14 protein-coding genes and 3 pseudogenes are annotated in these 15611 nt (G+C 56.1%); 11 read left to right on the top strand and 6 right to left on the bottom strand.

Translation table 11 applies throughout. The features are described from left to right. Positions 1–244: 244 nt before the first annotated feature. Positions 245–1084 carry an SDR family NAD(P)-dependent oxidoreductase gene (locus AC13QE_RS26385; RefSeq protein WP_488485928.1) on the bottom strand — a complete coding sequence of 280 codons (840 nt, stop codon included), beginning with the start codon at positions 1082–1084 and terminating at the stop codon, positions 245–247. A 273-nt stretch (positions 1085–1357) separates the two neighbouring features. Between AC13QE_RS26385 and AC13QE_RS26380 the strand changes: the two genes are divergently transcribed. Continuing rightward, a complete protein-coding gene (locus AC13QE_RS26380) occupies positions 1358–1984 on the top strand; it encodes a glutathione S-transferase family protein (RefSeq protein ID WP_488485927.1) in 627 nt (208 codons plus the stop codon). 399 nt (positions 1985–2383) lie between these two features. Further along, on the top strand, positions 2384–2680 hold the full coding sequence (locus AC13QE_RS26375) for a PRC-barrel domain-containing protein (protein ID WP_488485926.1): 297 nt from the start codon (positions 2384–2386) through the stop codon (positions 2678–2680). Between the two features lie 222 nt (positions 2681–2902). On the opposite strand, the gene AC13QE_RS26370 is transcribed toward AC13QE_RS26375, so the two are convergent. From AC13QE_RS26370 to ligD, 3 genes and pseudogenes are all read right to left on the bottom strand, one after another. Then, the gene (locus AC13QE_RS26370) at positions 2903–3412 is read right to left on the bottom strand and encodes a DUF4334 domain-containing protein (RefSeq protein WP_488485925.1); all 510 of its coding nucleotides are present in this window, start codon (positions 3410–3412) and stop codon (positions 2903–2905) included. Further along, positions 3387–4299, bottom strand: a pseudogene (locus AC13QE_RS26365) (hypothetical protein). Before AC13QE_RS26365 ends, AC13QE_RS26370 begins: the two are co-directional and overlap by 26 nt. A 60-nt stretch (positions 4300–4359) precedes the next feature. After that, positions 4360–4650, bottom strand: a pseudogene (gene ligD, locus AC13QE_RS26360) (non-homologous end-joining DNA ligase LigD); the annotation flags it as partial. Positions 4651–4913: 263 nt separating this feature from the next. Here ligD and AC13QE_RS26355 point away from each other — a divergent pair. The 7 genes and pseudogenes from AC13QE_RS26355 to AC13QE_RS26325 form a co-directional block, all read left to right on the top strand. Further along, a complete protein-coding gene (locus tag AC13QE_RS26355) occupies positions 4914–5177 on the top strand; it encodes a hypothetical protein (RefSeq protein WP_488485924.1) in 264 nt (87 codons plus the stop codon). A gap of 190 nt (positions 5178–5367) precedes the next feature. Next, the gene (locus AC13QE_RS26350) at positions 5368–6021 is read left to right on the top strand and encodes an alpha/beta family hydrolase (RefSeq protein WP_488485923.1); all 654 of its coding nucleotides are present in this window, start codon (positions 5368–5370) and stop codon (positions 6019–6021) included. A 397-nt stretch (positions 6022–6418) separates the two neighbouring features. Continuing rightward, the gene (locus tag AC13QE_RS26345; protein ID WP_488485922.1) at positions 6419–7006 is read left to right on the top strand and encodes a DUF6088 family protein; all 588 of its coding nucleotides are present in this window, start codon (positions 6419–6421) and stop codon (positions 7004–7006) included. Between the two features lie 173 nt (positions 7007–7179). Beyond that, positions 7180–7380 (top strand): type II toxin-antitoxin system VapB family antitoxin, encoded by a 201-nt coding sequence (locus AC13QE_RS26340; RefSeq protein WP_113354669.1) that lies wholly within the window; start codon positions 7180–7182, stop codon positions 7378–7380. Further along, positions 7377–7757 carry a type II toxin-antitoxin system VapC family toxin gene (locus tag AC13QE_RS26335; protein ID WP_488485921.1) on the top strand — a complete coding sequence of 127 codons (381 nt, stop codon included), beginning with the start codon at positions 7377–7379 and terminating at the stop codon, positions 7755–7757. The genes AC13QE_RS26340 and AC13QE_RS26335 overlap by 4 nt, the downstream gene beginning before the upstream one ends. 499 nt (positions 7758–8256) lie before the next feature. Next, the gene (locus AC13QE_RS26330) at positions 8257–9165 is read left to right on the top strand and encodes a glyoxalase (RefSeq protein ID WP_488485920.1); all 909 of its coding nucleotides are present in this window, start codon (positions 8257–8259) and stop codon (positions 9163–9165) included. 305 nt (positions 9166–9470) lie between these two features. Beyond that, positions 9471–9772, top strand: a pseudogene (locus AC13QE_RS26325) (LysR family transcriptional regulator); the annotation flags it as partial. 250 nt (positions 9773–10022) lie between these two features. Here AC13QE_RS26325 and AC13QE_RS26320 read toward each other — a convergent pair. Together AC13QE_RS26320 and AC13QE_RS26315 are read right to left on the bottom strand one after the other, a co-directional pair. Beyond that, a complete protein-coding gene (locus tag AC13QE_RS26320) occupies positions 10023–12167 on the bottom strand; it encodes a methyl-accepting chemotaxis protein (protein WP_488485919.1) in 2145 nt (714 codons plus the stop codon). Between the two features lie 14 nt (positions 12168–12181). Then, a complete protein-coding gene (locus tag AC13QE_RS26315) occupies positions 12182–13111 on the bottom strand; it encodes a substrate-binding domain-containing protein (protein WP_488485918.1) in 930 nt (309 codons plus the stop codon). Positions 13112–13964: 853 nt separating this feature from the next. Between AC13QE_RS26315 and AC13QE_RS26310 the strand changes: the two genes are divergently transcribed. Together AC13QE_RS26310 and AC13QE_RS26305 are read left to right on the top strand one after the other, a co-directional pair. Then, complete coding sequence (locus AC13QE_RS26310; RefSeq protein ID WP_488485917.1) at positions 13965–14270, top strand: hypothetical protein; 306 nt, start codon at positions 13965–13967, stop codon at positions 14268–14270. 219 nt (positions 14271–14489) lie between these two features. Next, a complete protein-coding gene (locus AC13QE_RS26305) occupies positions 14490–15473 on the top strand; it encodes a L,D-transpeptidase (protein ID WP_488486012.1) in 984 nt (327 codons plus the stop codon). Positions 15474–15611: the final 138 nt, after the last annotated feature.

Below are 15611 nucleotides of genomic sequence, written 5' to 3'. Positions count from 1 at the left end.
TGGCGAACACCGCCCAAAGATCAATCGTCGGAAGTTCCAGTCTTCTAGGACGCGCTGCACCGCGCCATCAGCCAGTTCCGGCGCAAACATCCAGTCGGAGGCGATCGCGAGGCTCATATGCGAGAGCACGGCGGTGCGAACCCGCGGACATGAATTTACGGACGGATAGTGTAGCGGTTCCATCGGCGGCGCCTGTTCATTCAGGCACTCTACAAACGGGGCTCTCCAGCCTCCAAGAATATCTTCAGAGCTTAGCTTGTTCGACGGAGCTAAAACGCAATGCTCTGCCGTCTGCCGCGACTATCGCATCCATCTCCTCTGCTAGCGCATCGCGATCATCGACACCGCGCAAGAGACGGCCAGCTAGAGTATCGAAACGTCCGGCAGCGATGTCGGCAATCAAGAGTGCAGCCCGTGACGGTTCGATGTTGACACCATCCTCAAAAAGCTTCTGGATCCCGGGCAAGTAGGTTTTCCCGGCCTCCGACGATAGCTGCAACTCGGTCATCGCAGTGCGAACAAGACCGGGATCGACGGCGAAGGCGCGCACGTCGTTGCCAATGGTTGTGTCGTTCAGACACTCGGTGAAACGCATGATGGCGGCCTTGCTGGACGCGTAGCCAGAGCCGTGAGGAAAGCTGTTGCCCGTTCCGCCACCAACGAGGTTTACGATCCGGCCGCTGCCCTGCGCCAACATCATAGGGGCGGCCGTGCGGCAAGTGTTGAATGTGCCACGAAGATTGATCTCGACATCCCGCCACCAAACAAGGGGATCACAGTCCCAAATAGGACCAAAGCCCTGAAATGAGCCGTGGTTGTTGATGAGAATGTCGATCGGGCCAAACTCGCTCGCAACGCGAGCAAAGGCACTTTCAACGGCGGCAAGGTCAATCAAGTCCGTCGAGACAGCGATCGCTTCACCGCCCGCTTCGTCAATGAGAGAGACTGTTTCCTCAATCTCGGTGGCCGTTCGCGCCAGCACGGCGACCTTCGCCCCTTCCCTAGCCTGCTGTAGAGCGATCTCTCGACCTATTCCTCTGCCGCCGCCAGTTACGACGGCGACCATGTTTGAAAGGCGGCCCATGTTTACTCCTATGGCGTTTTAACAATCGATCTGGATACACAAAAATATGTGTGCCTCGGCGGCTGATGGCAATGACGGCGGCTCGACTTCGATCTCGGGGTGACGGCAATTTCAAGGCATCGTGCCAGGAGCCGACGGTGCTACTCAGATGAGATTCCACCAGGCATTCTTCGAGAGCGTCGCCTCTCGAGACGGTCACGAAGGTGGTTGGACCGAGAGCTTTGAGCGGTTGGCACAGTTCCTGGACACCGATTTCAATGGAGCGAGCAAACCATGACGGCGCTGACGAAACTCTTTTACTGCGAAACACTCAATCCGAGAAAGGCCTGTGCGGCCGCCCGGTTTCTGAATGCAGACGTCGAGTTCGTCCGGGTCGATCTTGGGCGGGGAGAACAGAAGACAGCGGAATTTCTGGCCCTCAACCCGAATGGCAAGGTTCCGGTTTTGCAGGACGGAGAGAAAATCCTTTGGGAAGCAAACGCGATCATGTGTCGCCTTTCCGACATCGTCGGGTCGGACTTCTGGCCTCATGACGACCGCCAGATCGATGTGATGCGCTGGTTGAGCTGGGACGCCAATCATTTCACGCGGTACGGCGCAGCACTCTGGTTCGAAAAGGAGATCAAGCCGCTCTTCGGGCAGGTGCCCGATCGGAAAGCCGTGGAAGATGCCGAAAACAATCTTAGGCTTTATGCTCGTGTGCTGAATGAACATCTGGCCGACCGCCGCTATGTCGTCGCAGAGAAGGTGAGCGTTGCCGATTTCGCACTGGCGGCGGCGCTGCCCTATGCTGCTTCGTCGCAACTACCGCTCGATGAATTTGGCCACATCATACAGTGGCACGATCGATTGAACGAGCTTGAAGCGTGGCGCGAGCCCTTCCCGGTAAACGATCGGTGAGGGATAAATACCAACCGGGCAGCGCGATATCCGAGCTGTGGATCGCGCCCGCCTGTTGCAACTCGTCAAGCCAGGCGGGCAAAGCTTCGACCTGATTTTGACGTGTACGAACGAGCTGGCTCGGGGTCACTGGCTCAATGACGGCGGCGTCGGCTTCATGATCCGCCAATTTCTCTTGCTGTTTCATTCCGGCCGACACGCTGGAAGACGCCCGGCCATAAGGATCGATCTCTAAAGTTGTGACCCCGGAACAAAGCATTCGCATCGCCGTTCGTTCTTTTGATGAACGGAAAAGAAAGATCAAGCCACGTGATCAATCCAGATACACGGGACACAGGAACGCAAGGCCGACTACTTCGCTAATCGACATTACATCCGAAACTAAAGGAGGAATAACTCATGGATCACAGCAACCATATACGACTGACCGAAGAAGAACTCACTCAAGCCAATCTGGAAGGCGCGTCGATCTATGATGCCGATGACTCCAAGGTTGGCACGGTTGATCACGTGCATGGAGCCAGCACCGGCGGCAGCGTCGTGATCGATGTTGGCGGATTCCTTGGTATCGGTGCAAAGCCGGTATCCGTTCGAGTGACCGATCTCGATTTCATGCGCGACGAAAGCGGCGAGATCCATGGTGTGACTTGGTGGACAAAGGACCAGCTGAAGGCAATGCCCGAGCATCGCGATTAAACACTACAGGGGGAGCTTTCGTGCGCAGCGGCTCCCTTCGTTACCGGAGGTGCAGGACAATGCCGCAGTGTTCGACATGAGTTACAGACCAACCGACTAGATTGACAGGGCGCTCAACCATGTGTGGAGCGCCTTGTTCCACTGAGACGACCGCGCGCGGCAAGCAGGCTGCGCGCGAAGGGGATCATCAAGACGAGTGGTGGACGACAGGTGATGCGGTTTTCAAGGCTCGTCAACGCGCTGAAGCTCGAAGAAATAGATCCGCTGGTCGCCCCTGATCGTCATCGCGCCCACGAGCCTCAGCTCATCGAGCCGGCGAAAATAATCGACGATCGGTTGACGGTCATAGACCATAGCGGCGCTTTCGACACCGTCAAACGCCAGGGTTTTCAGGGTTGCGACCGGCCCGTTCGCGCGAAGCCGGCGCAGAAGATAAGAAAACAGGTTTGCCGCCATACGAGTCCGGCCGAATTGATGGAAACGCAGCGCCCAGTGAAGCGGTATATATTTCGGGTCAATGGCCATGAGCCGGTGTTCGTCGCAGCGAAACAGCAGGGCATCAGCGCGCATATCGGCTCTGAAGCGCTTGCCGTACCAGTCGAGATTTTCGAGCACGCCGTCGAATGGATGGTTCGCCGGTATGCCGCGCCCTTCCCACAAGCCGAGGAGTTCGCGGGGCGCGATCGGCGGCAAGTGGCGGAATTCCTCAAACGCTGTCCGCTGGTCTTTCACTGGAAGGCTTGTCCTGTTCCTTGCGCTCTTTGGCCCGCCGCCTGGATCTCGCCTCGCGCCGGGCGATGCGCAGCTCTTCCAGCGTCGGTATCCACCAGCCGCGATCGCGCTCGCTTTGCTCCGGAGGCGCACGCGCCGGCCACGTCGTCACTAGTTTTTCCAGCGTGCCGCGCCACCACGATGCCCAGACATAATCCTCGCCATCCGCCGCAGCAAAGTAGAAGGCGGTGACTGCCGCGGGATCCGCGAGTTCACCCTCTGTCCTGATAAAGAAAACGACCCCGATATGCGTGCTGATCGCGCGATCGAAGGGCGGCGGATCGTCGGCGGGAACCGGATATCGCGTGCGCCGGCGCTCCCGCATCCTGCCTTTGGACGCCTCTTCTTCCTCCGTCCCTTTGATCGCCTCACGCCTTGCGCGCCGTGCGGCCGGCTCGCTGCGCTGGGCGGCTGCCTCTATGACCGGCCAACGCTGTCGCAGGTCTGCAAACGAGCGGTATGGCACCGTCCAGAGGCGGCGGTCGGCATCCCAGCGGGCATGCGGAATCTCGCGGATTTCGTCAATAACGGCCCGTGAGTAAGGTGTCGTAATCTGGAAAGCCGCGGACGCCGCCTCCAGATACGGGCTTTCAATTGGCTCAAAGGTATAAGCATCCCTGCCCTTCTCGTCGGCGAACCTGTCTGCCTCGGCCTCGATCTCTGCGAACCAGCGGCCGATACGCTTTTGGGCGGTGCGGCCGGGCACGAACCAGGCATTGAGCCTGTCGCTCCACCGCGCGCGGGAACGCCTGGCGAAAGCGTTCCACCGTTATCCGATCATGCGGCAAGTCGGTGGTTGACCCTTCGCGCGGGCGTGGTTCGGCCCTGTCTTTTGTTGCTTCGTCCATATGACATCGCCTGAAGATGGCTTTGCGAGGTCACGCCGCACGCTTTAATTTCCTGAGGCGCTAAATCGCCTGCTCAAGCGGCCGCTCGCCGTCACAATAATCCTGCCAGGACGAGCTCTTGGCAAGCAGTGCCGGCACCGTCCGGATCGTAAACCGCTTCGGGTCGAGATCGGCCTTTACCTGCGTCCAGGTGATAGGCATCGAGACGGTGGCGCCAGGACGAGCCCTCGGTGAAAGCGGTGCGACGGCGATCGCCATGCGATCGTTGCGGAGATAATCGAGGAAGATCCGGCCACCCCGAAGGCTCTTGGTCATCTTGATGAGGTAGTGATCGGGATTGTCGCGCGCCATAGGTAACCACTGATTGCACCTGTCAAAGCTAGTAGAGACGCGGCGCCGCTAGCGGCGGGCGTCCGGGCTTTGAGAACGTTCAGGCCCGCTGGGCAGGTGACGCAAAACCAACACCTGCCCAATTGCCGAGTATCCAACTGCGTGGCGTCGTAAAACTCGCAAGTCATGGTAAATATTTGATTACAGCCATTTGACCGTTGTTATCCCTTTGACATTGACCACGACGGCTCCCATTTCTCTGCCGCTTGTTTTTGGGAGAGACAATGAGAGACTTTGTGAATGCGACGTTCGGGTCCGTTGAACTCGACATCATCAGCCAGGCACTCGAAGAGTGGCGAACTTCAACTGGTATCGACCGTGCTGCCCCGGAGTACGAAATCGCGGCCGCCACTGTTGTCACCTTGTTCAGGGAAGGCAACCGCACGCTTCCGGAGCTTCAGGCTGCAATTTCTGCCCACCAGTGGCTCTCTCGGGATGCCCTGGAAATGGCAAAGGCCTCGATGGATTCCGCAAGTAAGGCCTCATAGGTAGACCAGCCACCACCTAAAATGTGCAGGACCGTTCGAGGGAAGGTGCGACGGATACTGGAGATGGCTGTTACATCAGGCGCGGGGCACAAGACGGTACCTGCTATTGTTGTGTGGATTGCGACCGGGTCTTTTACAGCGGCTCCCGCATCGGTATGACAGTAGTGTCACGAACGAAGAGAAAATCTGAATGCCCCATGACTTTCTCGTTACCGGCCCTGGAGACGCCAAGATCACGATCGTTCTTGCCCACGGAGCCGGCGGTGCAATGGATACGACATGGATGGAAAGCATGTCGTCCGCATTTGTCGATAAGGGCCTGCGGATCGTCCGGTTCGAGTTCGACTACATGGCAGGACGACGTTCCACCGGAAAACGGTCGCCGCCCCCACGCGCCGAACTTCTGAAGCAGGAATATGAAACTGTGATCGATGAACTCGGTGCGCGAGGGACCCTCGTCATCGCGGGGAAATCCATGGGCGGTCGCGTGGCCAGCATGATCGCGGATGACCTCTACGATACTGGAAAGATCTCCGGACTGCTCTGCCTGGGTTACCCGTTCCATCCCATCGGAAAACCTGACAGCTTGCGGACAGACCATCTCACGGAAATGAAAACCCCGGCCCTCATCTGCCAGGGCACACGTGATCTATTCGGATCGCAAGAGGAGGTTTCGGTCTACACGCTTTCCAAAATGATCGAAATTCTATGGCTTGAAGATGGGGATCATGGCTTCCGGCCGAGAAAAGCCGTCTCCGGTCTCACGGCCGCCGAACATGTTACCACCGTCGCCGATCACGTCACAACATGGGCGGCGGCATTGGGAAAGCGGGAGCCGCAGTGAAGCGTGCACTGTTAATCCTCGAGGCCGGCGGGCTGAAGTCTTTTCGTTAAGCTGTGGGCTCAGCCAAAAGTGCTTGATGTGAAGGGATACGAACCAAAACCACCCCAGGAAAACTGGCAAATCAGAGTTTGCCTTCGAGTTTCTTTTACTCCATGCGAGCCAATACATAGAGCTTGACACGGCACGGCATGGAGTCGGCGTCGTCCATGACCTTGCAGAAGGTGAGGCTGTCTCCGAATTTACATCGTTCCAACAGGGAGATCTTCAGAAAGAATCTGCTATATAGCTTCATTATATCAGCTCTTTGGGTCTCTTGGACACGCATAATTTTGCATGAAATTTGGAAAAAATTGCATTCACCTCCATATTTTGCTACGTTGGGTGCAGGAGCTATCCCATGACGAAGTTACAGGAACTGAAAAAGCATCTGCGGTCCGGCAAGGTCTACCGTCGGGAGGACCTCGCCCAATGGTCGTCGTCTGTCGATCGGCACCTGCAGCAGCTGCTGGCGGAGGGGTACCTGACCAAACTATCGACCGGCGTCTATCATCGGCCGAAGCAGACCGCGTTCGGCAAGGCGCCGGCGGAAGATGCTGCTCTCGTCGAAGCCTTTCTGAAGGATGACCGTTATCTCGTCACCTCGCCTAACGCCTATAACAGCCTGGGTGTCGGAGCGACACAACTTTATAACAAGACCGTCGTCTACAACCATAAGCGCCATGGCAACTTCACGCTGGGCGGTCGGGAATTCGAGTTTCGTAAGAAACCGGCCTTCCCCAAAACTCTGACCAAAGAGTTCCTGCTGGTCGACCTGGTCAACAATCTCGATCATCTGGCCGAAGATCGTGAACAGGTACTGGCCCGCGTGAAAGAACGTGCCCTACAAGGCGATCGCCGTGCCCTCACCCGTGCCGCCAGGGAATACGGCATGGTGCGCACTCGCAAATTTTTCAACGGCCTCGTAGCGGACGCGCATGCCAGCTGATTTCCTGCATAACCATAAGGATTTTGGGGCACTGCTGCGCATCGTCGCCGAGGAGATGAGCATCGCGTTACCTTGCATTCACAGACCACGCTCCGTGCATGAAAGCGAAAGCAGGCATAGATTTTATCACCAAATGGTGCTATTTCTGACGTCATTAACACGGAGGCCAGCTGATGCGCTCAACCATCAATCTCGACGACGCCCTCATGGACAGGGCGAGATCATTGACCGGCACCAAGGAAACCGCTGCACTCGTCCGCCAGGCGTTGGAGACGCTGGTTCGAGTGGAGTCAGGAAAACGCCTCATCGCTCTAGGGGGAACCATGCCGGAGGCCGAGGCAGCCCCGCGTCGTCGGAGCACGGCAGTTAAGTGATATTGGTAGACACCTCGATCTGGATTGATCATTTCCGATATGGCGATGGCGAGCTACGAAGGATAGTCGAGGACGATCGACTACTTTGCCATCCGAGCGTGATTGGCGAGTTGGCCCTTGGCAGCCTTCGAGATCGCGGCAGTGTCATTGCTTTTTTGGCAGCTCAGCGCGGAGCTGTTGTCGCCACGCAGGACGAAGTCATGACGATGATCGATCGATACGGCATTTTCAGCATGGGTATTGGCTACACGGATGCCCATCTGCTGGCATCCGTTCTCCTGGAGAAAGCAACCTTGTGGACCAGAGACAAGCGACTGCGAGCAGCAGCCGAAAAAGCGGGCGTGTCACTACATATTCCGGCCGATGAGCCTCACTAGAGGCTAGATCTTTAAATTTAGAAGGCCTAGGTTTTGCGAAACTTTACTGCTTTTGATAGAGATATGAACGCGCAGTTCCTATACAAGAAGCTCGATAGATCAGATAGTTATGCTTCTAAAGCGGCTTCACAAAAGTATCGAATACCTCTCTCCCATGCACCCGTATCTCAAATCCACCATCGCCTGAGATCTGTCCAATTCGCAGTCTGCGGCAGCGCAGGCCCTTTTGCCCGTCACTATCTTTTCAGGCTTTAAAACTATGACCGCTCGGCACGGTGAATTTATCTGAAAAGCACAATCTCAAGTTAAGCCATCCGCGGGCCAATCGTGGAAGGGCGGCGCGCTTCTTTGGCAGCCACCAATTATTGCAGTTTCGACAAGGCATTCGAGATAATTGTTGCAATTGCCGGCGGTTGGAGCCCGGCATCATTATCGCTTCACAAACGCTATCTGGAACGAGCCCTATCAAACTGCCCTTATAAATCGTCAGGATATATCAATGACCTTCCCATCAATTGGATCGAAATTCTTTTTCACTGCCGCCACTGCAACGCTGCTGGCTGCCTCTATTGCACAAGTCCATGCGACCGACCGTAGCGTAGCGGTTGGAGCCCAGTACGACACCACCCACGTCTATGTCCCAGTGGTTGATGTGGATGCCTTTGCAAGTAGTTTCGTCGCCACCTTCGGCGGCGCCTCGACCAAACAGGTCGTCACCACGGTCACTCCAACCCCGAGCAGCACAACCTCGCAGCTTGTCCGAACTCCCGTTGGAGCGGTGTCACTTTTTGGGTTCAAGACACCGATCCCCTACCCCTTCGGACTTGAGCGCACCGGCTATCTCGTGACGGATATGGACGAAGCGATCCGCCAAGCAAGGAATGCTGGGGCCTCGGTCATTGTTGACACCTTCCCCGATCCGATCGGCCGCGATGCCATCATCCAATGGCCGGGCGGCATCAACATGCAGCTTTATTGGCACACCGAGGCCCCGCACTATGCGAGCCTCGACACGGTTCCGGAAAACAGGGTCTATATATCGAAGGACTCCGTCGACGCCTTCGTTCATGACTTCCTCGCCTTTTCCCATGGAGAGGTTGTTTCGGACATCAGCCAAGCGCCTGGCATAGAGATCGGCCGCCCGAATGATACCTACCGCCGCGTCCGCGTCGTATCGGACTTCGGCAACATGACGGTCCTTGTGACCGATGGGCATCTTCCCTACCCCTATGGCTATGAGACAACCGGCTACGAGGTGAAGGATCTGAGCGCGACCATCGCGAAGGCAACCGCCTCTGGCGCGACCGTGCTGGTTCAGCCTTACCTATCGGACAAGCGGCAGGCTGCGATCCTCCGGTTTCCCGGCGGATATATTGCCGAAGTCCATGCACCGCTCGCGTCGCAATAATCAATCGCCCGAACCCACTTGAACGGCACACAAGAGACCAATCGGTCTTGATTGCAAGTGGTTTCCATGCTCGCAATGGCCCCTCTTGGGATCATCTGTGTCGGTCGCATAGGCAGCATCTAGAAGGTCAACGGCACTTGGCAAGTACGTTACCTCACCGCCAACCATCGGCAACAACCGGCATGGCAGTTCTTGCCAGGCCGGTTTAAGCCGTTCCGCGGATCGACACATTCCCGAGCGCCGTTGATTACAAATCTCGTTAGCAATACTCGATGATGATGAATTGCAATTCGTGAAATAATGAGATGAATGACTATAAGGTCCTGAAAACGTTTCTGCTGGCTGCGGAAAAGCGCAATTTTGCGCAGGTTGCCCGCGAGCTTGACCTGACCCCGGCGGCTGTCACAAGAGCAATCGCAGCGCTTGAAGACGATCTTGGTGTGCAGCTTTTTGTAGCACCACTCGTCAGGTATTGCTGACGACCGATGGGGCGGTGTTCGCCGCACAGATCAAGCCGGCTGTCGAGGCACTCGAAAATGCCCGCAAAGACGTTCGCAATGCTCATAAGGCCGACCAGGGATGCTTGCGGATCCCCGCAAAGTCTTTTCGTGCGGTATCTACTGCCAAAAACAATGTGATACTTGCAGTCCGACGTCGCATGCAAGAGCGTTTGCGCTTCCATAAAACCTCCTTGTTCGAAGTCTGGGCCACGCCAGCGGTTCAAGCAGGAGGTCTCTCAACTACCGTGTAGAACTCACCCAGTCCTCCACCGTAGGTGGAGGTTTATTCATCGATTTTAAGAGCTGGGCCTCCTGGCGAAGGCCCAGCCTATCGTCACGAACTCCACCTCTGCTCGCTCACGATGCCATGGCGTAAAGGCGGTTCTCTGGAACCTTAGTGTTACGCGTCTTGAACCTATGCACCAAGTCCGCGAGATTTTCGGTTTCCCGCGTCAAGCTTTGCGCAGCTGCCGTCGTCTGCTCCACCATGGCTGCGTTCTGTTGAGTGACCTTATCCATCTGGTCACCCGCAGCGGAAACTTCTCTCAGGCTTGCTGCCTGTTCACGTGCTGCGACGGCGATCTCTGCAATCGTCGAGCTCATGGCGCCGACCTGCTCGACAATCTGGGAAAGCGACGTACCGGATTCACCGACGAGCTGCACCCCTGTCTTGACCTGATCCGTGGACATCGAGATCAGGGACTTGATCTCCCTAGCCGCACTTGCTGATCTTTGAGCCAATTCGCGCACTTCCTGAGCAACGACGGCAAAGCCTTTGCCTGCGTCCCCGGCACGAGCTGCCTCCACGCCGGCATTCAGAGCCAGCAGGTTGGTCTGAAATGCGATCTCGTCGATTACGCCGATAATATTGCCGATCTTGGATGACGAGCTTTGGATTTCCGTCATTGCGGCGATCGCGCGGGCGACAATCGCACCCCCGCTTTCTGCGTTGGCACGCGCCGTGACCATTGCGTTTTGAGCATGACCTGCTCCCTCCGCAGTTCCGTTGACACCGCGCGTTACATCACCCAAGGCTGCAACAGTCTCTTCGAGAGAGGCGGCTTGTTGTTCCGTGCGACGTGCAAGATCATGGGAGGCCGTCGATATCTCGGCCAGGCCGGACTTGATGGTGGCAACAGCGCCGATAACGGAATCGACGGCTTCCTCCAAACTGGACACTGAGTTGTTGAAGTGATCCCGGATGCGGACATAGTGCACATCAACCTCGCCAACCCTGGCGGTCAGGTCACCCTTCGACAGAGCATCCAGGCCGAGCGAAATCTGCTGGAACGCGTGCTCCATCACCTGTGCATCGGCAAGCCGCTCGGCCTCTTGGCGAAGCCGCTCTTCTTCGGCTGCGATGCGCGCCCGTTCGGCCGTGGCTTCGGCAATGAGCTTGGCTCGCCCAGTCTCTTGGAAGACTTTTAGCGAGCGTGCCATCGCCCCGAGCTCGTGACGTTGTTCGGTACCGCTTATGGTCATCGTGTCATCGCCGCGAGCTAAGCGTTCCATCAGGCGTGCCATGCTGCGCACGTTGGAAGAAATCAGCTGCCCGATAAAATAGGCAAGAACTAGACCGATGACGATCAGAACTCCGCTAATCGCAAGCGTAGAGCGACTCGCGGCAGCGACGGTCGCATCGACCGATCCATCGAGCGTCTTTTGCGTGTCCATGACGGACGCTTGCAAATCCTCGAAGCCCTTGGCGATCTTCGGCGCGAGAACATTGAGTTCGTTGTCGCGGATCTTGTTGGTCGCCAACAGGACATCCCGAACATCGCCAAGGCGGCTTGTATAGTTCTGCATGAGCTGTCCCGCGCCCATGACACGCTTGTGCTGCAGTTCATTCTTTGCCGCCTTCGCGGCCACGTCGTTTAACGCCATCGCTTCATTCAAGGCCGACTGCGCCGTATCGTAGGCGGCAAGGTCGCCCGAGTGGATGAATCGCTCAGAGAAATAGAGGCTGCGGTTTAAGGCTTCGAGCGTTGCAGCCGTCGCATGCAGCAATGCCACGTCGTTCTGACGCCAGGCGCTGCGCATCACGTCATTGAGCGCGATGCTCGTCCAAGGTCCAAACTCCGTGACCTTGGAAATCAGGGAATCTCGCTTCGTCTGCAGCGTCACGATCCGCTCAAAAGCTCCGCTGTAGGCGCCGACATCCTGACGAATTGCGGTCATTCCCGCCTGAAGCGTGGCATTGCCGGCAAAGCGCGGATCGTCCTCTGCAAACGACTTAACGCCCGCATGAAAGCGATCGATCACGTCCTGCGTCGGGCTCGAGCGAAAGGCCTCCACTGCCTTTTGAATGTCACTAAGTTCATCGCTGTAGCGGGAAATGGCAAGGCTTTGTCCCGCAGTCCCGCGATAGGACGTGAAGATCGAGGAAAGTCCATCCATACCGGAAAGGGCGTTGATCGAAAGAAAGCTCATAAGCAAGATTAGCGGCAGGAACCCCGCGGTAATCTGGCCTCGGATGCCAAGTCTATTCCAAAAACGTAACATCGTATTTCCCTCGATCACTGGGTCTTCGGCAGATAGTTGGCGATATTTCGTGGTGTCACCAGTTCGAAAGGCACGTTGTTCTCCCGTGGCACCTTCTGTCCGCTGGCAAGTTTGATGGCAGCATCGACCGCCGCGGCTCCCTGTCCCGAGGCACTTTGAAGAACAGTGACTGCCAGATCGCCGGCCTGCATTGCCGCCAAAGCATCGTCGGTTGCGTCGATGCCGGCAACAACGACATTTTTCATCGACATGCCATTGCGCTTCATCGCACGGATTGCGCCAAGCGCCATTTCGTCGTTGTTGGCGATCACGGCATCAAACTTCACACCCGCTGTCAGCCATTCCTGCATTTGCTGATCGGCATAGTCACGTGACCAATAGGCCGCCTGCCGTTCGACGATCTGCAGATCCTTACAGGCGGATGTAGCGAGGACGTTATCAATATCCTGTGTGCGGGCACGCGCCGCCGCATGGAAGGATTCACCCATCAGAACCACCAGGCGCCCCTTTCCCTTCAGGAGAGAGCAGACTTCTTTCGTCTGTAGCGTTCCAGATTCCTTTTCGTCGGACGCGACAACGGTCTGGGTTTCAGGCAGGTCCGACAGATTGGAAGGCACATTGTTGATATAGACGAGGGGAATGTGGGCGTCGTCGGCAAGTTTTGTCATTTGCGGACCGAGGTCGCCGTCCGAAACGGCAACGATAATCGCGTCGACCTTGTCGGCGATGAACTGCTGAATTTGCTTCTTTTGCAGCTCATTGTCGCCCTTGGCGGTTTGGGTGACCAGCTTCAATCCGGAAATCGTCTTTCCATGGAAGACAATACCGTCGAGCAGCGCGGTTCGGAATTTATCGAGATCGGACATGGAGACGCCAATCGTCTGGGCGTTTGCAGTCGAGGCTGCTATCGACATGATTACTGCAGCAAGTGTGGCCCTATTCATCGTCCCCTCTCAAAAGATACTCGGCGAGAGTGAGATTCGTATATGAATATGGTTAAAGAACTTTTTTGTTTTGGTTTTCGATCTTTAATATTCAATATTTATAAAATAAATGTCAAAGCAACACCGTAATTAATAGAGCTGGATAATATATGTATTCACGGGAATATATTACATTCCATGTATTTTCACTGTCGAGCACTACCAGCGGGTGCATCTAAATCCCGATATTGATTTTTCGCTTCGAACTGAACCACTCTCATGCCCAGCTCGGCATTTTCTAACGAAGTGTGATATCGTAGATCGTCGACTGGATCAGAGACCCACGCTCTCGTCAGAAGAGGTTTCCCTCTCCGGCGGACGATCCATAGCTGTCCAAGATGGCCTTGCGGGGATCATGTCTGCCGACCAGATCGTAACGGGTCCGCTGACGCACGAGGATGACGGGGGTCCGGCTTCGCATGCTTCCATGGACGGCTGGTAGTTGCGAGTGAAGTGGAAGTCGGGCAGCTGGGATTCCGTGCGATGAGGATTTGTATTTATAAGTCGGAAAGAGAACCTGAGCTTACACTCCTGCTGCGAGAAGGATTGCCTCTCCCGCTCGATACCCAGATAGACAAATGGACCAAAATCAAGGTCGTCACCGATGGGGAAATGAGAGCAGACCTGCTGATTGAGATTGGCGGCGCCGGATATGCGCTAGTTTGTCTTGGCGCGACCAGACAGCATTAGGCAGTAGCACTCGCCTTGCTAGCGCGTTTTCACTAAACGACAGTCGCACCGCTGGGCTTTGGCTGTTGCCAATCATGGAAAAGCTCCGTGCTTAACGGCTTCAAGCAATTCCTCGCGCCTAGCGATGGCACAAGGATGGACATATGATGCCAAGGCGCAATCTTTTTCTCATCGCCAGCAGATGAATCCGCAGGCGCTGGCGGCTGAGGGCTCCCGCCTGCATGTGCAGGACTCGCTCATGGCCGATGATTCCGCCGAAAAATCTCCGAAGATCATCAGCGGAAACGGGCCCGGAGGGACCTCGGACCATTCAAAGATGTTTGCCGGCTTTCACGAACATCGCGCTGTCAACGCCGGTCACAACGTTCCGCAAGAACTGCCCCGCACTTTCGCTGACACTGTCATTACGGTCCGCGAGCAAATGAGTTAATTCGATGGGATACGAGCTGACAAGAGCGCTAGCCGATTTGTACCACGAATACACCGGGAGCGGGAATTTCATCTGGCCCCTCAGTTGAAGCGCTTCAATATCTAGTTGAAAGAAGCCTCAGATGATTTCTTTGCGCTCCTATGAGCGGTGAAGAGGAATGTATTCGTTTAATCGTCCGGTCATATGGAACAATTTGCACGGATGGCTATTTCCCGGTTTATGGCCAATGCGCACTACCGTTACCTTGCGATCTCGATCATTTTGACATCATGGCACCCGGCTGTCGCCTCAGCGATAACAGCACAAGATGTGAATACCGCTTCCATTTCGCCCATACAGATCGAAGCGCCGAGCGTCAGGCCGAAGAATCCTGACGCAGCGCTCGTAAAGCTCCAGATTCTGCTTGATCGAGCCGGCGCTTCACCGGGTGCGATCGACGGGTTTCCCGGCGAGAACCTCAATAAGGCGATTTCGGGGTTTGAAGCTCTCCAAGGATTTCCTGCTGATGAAAAACCCGATGCCGCCGTGATTGGGCGGCTCGATGACCAAATTCCAGTTGTTCAGAGTTATTCAATAACAGCAGACGACGGGAAGGGCCTCGTTCCGAATATCCCCAAGGACTATGCCTTACAGGCAAAGATGCAGCATCTCGGTTATACCAGCATTGCCGAGAAATTAGCCGAACGTTTCCATATGAGCATCACCCTGCTCAAGACACTCAATCCGACCGCTTCCTTTAATCCCGGGGAAACAATCTCGGTTGCAATCCCTGGCGCCGCAAAGAGCGGCACGGTGAAACGGATCGAAGTGCATAGAAAGTTGGGCCAGGTATCCGCATTTGCAAAAGACGGATCTTTGCTGGCAGTCTACCCGGCCACGATCGGCAGCGAGGAATCACCTTCTCCATCCGGAACGCACAAGGTCAAAGGTGTCGCGCGTTTGCCGACATACATCTATAATCCGAAGATCAACTTTCAGCAGGGTCACAACGAGAGGATATTAAAGCTGCCGAGCGGGCCGAACAATCCCGTCGGTACAGTCTGGATTGATTTGACAGAACCGACTTACGGAATCCACGGAACGCCGGATCCAGAACTCATCGGCAAGGTCGGCTCTCATGGATGCGTCCGCCTGACAAATTGGGATGTAGAAGAGCTCGCAGGGATGGTTAAGCCAGGCGTAGTCGTTGAATTTCTCGACTGAACGTCAGCCGGCATTCTCGTTGCCAACGAGCCGTTCGCGATAACGGCGATGCGTGAGGACGTGACGTGAGCGCCGAACCTTGCCTTTGAATCGAGCGAGGCAGCACTCACATCGGGGGGCGAATGGCGCCAGTGATCT

The sequence above is a fragment of the Martinezella sp. CNPSo 3957 genome, assembly GCF_057784395.1.
Note: the sequence above shows the minus strand (reverse complement) of the source record. Positions and strands in the feature narration are given on the sequence as shown.

Excerpts from the sequence above, each read along its gene's own strand:
- AC13QE_RS26385 (WP_488485928.1), bottom strand. The coding sequence starts at position 1,084 with ATGGGCCGCCTTTCAAACATGGTCGCCGTCGTAACTGGCGGCGGCAGA.
- AC13QE_RS26380 (WP_488485927.1), top strand. The coding sequence starts at position 1,358 with ATGACGGCGCTGACGAAACTCTTTTACTGCGAAACACTCAATCCGAGA.
- AC13QE_RS26375 (WP_488485926.1), top strand. The coding sequence starts at position 2,384 with ATGGATCACAGCAACCATATACGACTGACCGAAGAAGAACTCACTCAA.
- AC13QE_RS26355 (WP_488485924.1), top strand. The coding sequence starts at position 4,914 with ATGAGAGACTTTGTGAATGCGACGTTCGGGTCCGTTGAACTCGACATC.
- AC13QE_RS26350 (WP_488485923.1), top strand. The coding sequence starts at position 5,368 with ATGCCCCATGACTTTCTCGTTACCGGCCCTGGAGACGCCAAGATCACG.
- AC13QE_RS26345 (WP_488485922.1), top strand. The coding sequence starts at position 6,419 with ATGACGAAGTTACAGGAACTGAAAAAGCATCTGCGGTCCGGCAAGGTC.
- AC13QE_RS26340 (WP_113354669.1), top strand. The coding sequence starts at position 7,180 with ATGCGCTCAACCATCAATCTCGACGACGCCCTCATGGACAGGGCGAGA.
- AC13QE_RS26330 (WP_488485920.1), top strand. The coding sequence starts at position 8,257 with ATGACCTTCCCATCAATTGGATCGAAATTCTTTTTCACTGCCGCCACT.
- AC13QE_RS26320 (WP_488485919.1), bottom strand. The coding sequence starts at position 12,167 with ATGTTACGTTTTTGGAATAGACTTGGCATCCGAGGCCAGATTACCGCG.
- AC13QE_RS26315 (WP_488485918.1), bottom strand. The coding sequence starts at position 13,111 with ATGAATAGGGCCACACTTGCTGCAGTAATCATGTCGATAGCAGCCTCG.
- AC13QE_RS26310 (WP_488485917.1), top strand. The coding sequence starts at position 13,965 with ATGGCACAAGGATGGACATATGATGCCAAGGCGCAATCTTTTTCTCAT.
- AC13QE_RS26305 (WP_488486012.1), top strand. The coding sequence starts at position 14,490 with ATGGCCAATGCGCACTACCGTTACCTTGCGATCTCGATCATTTTGACA.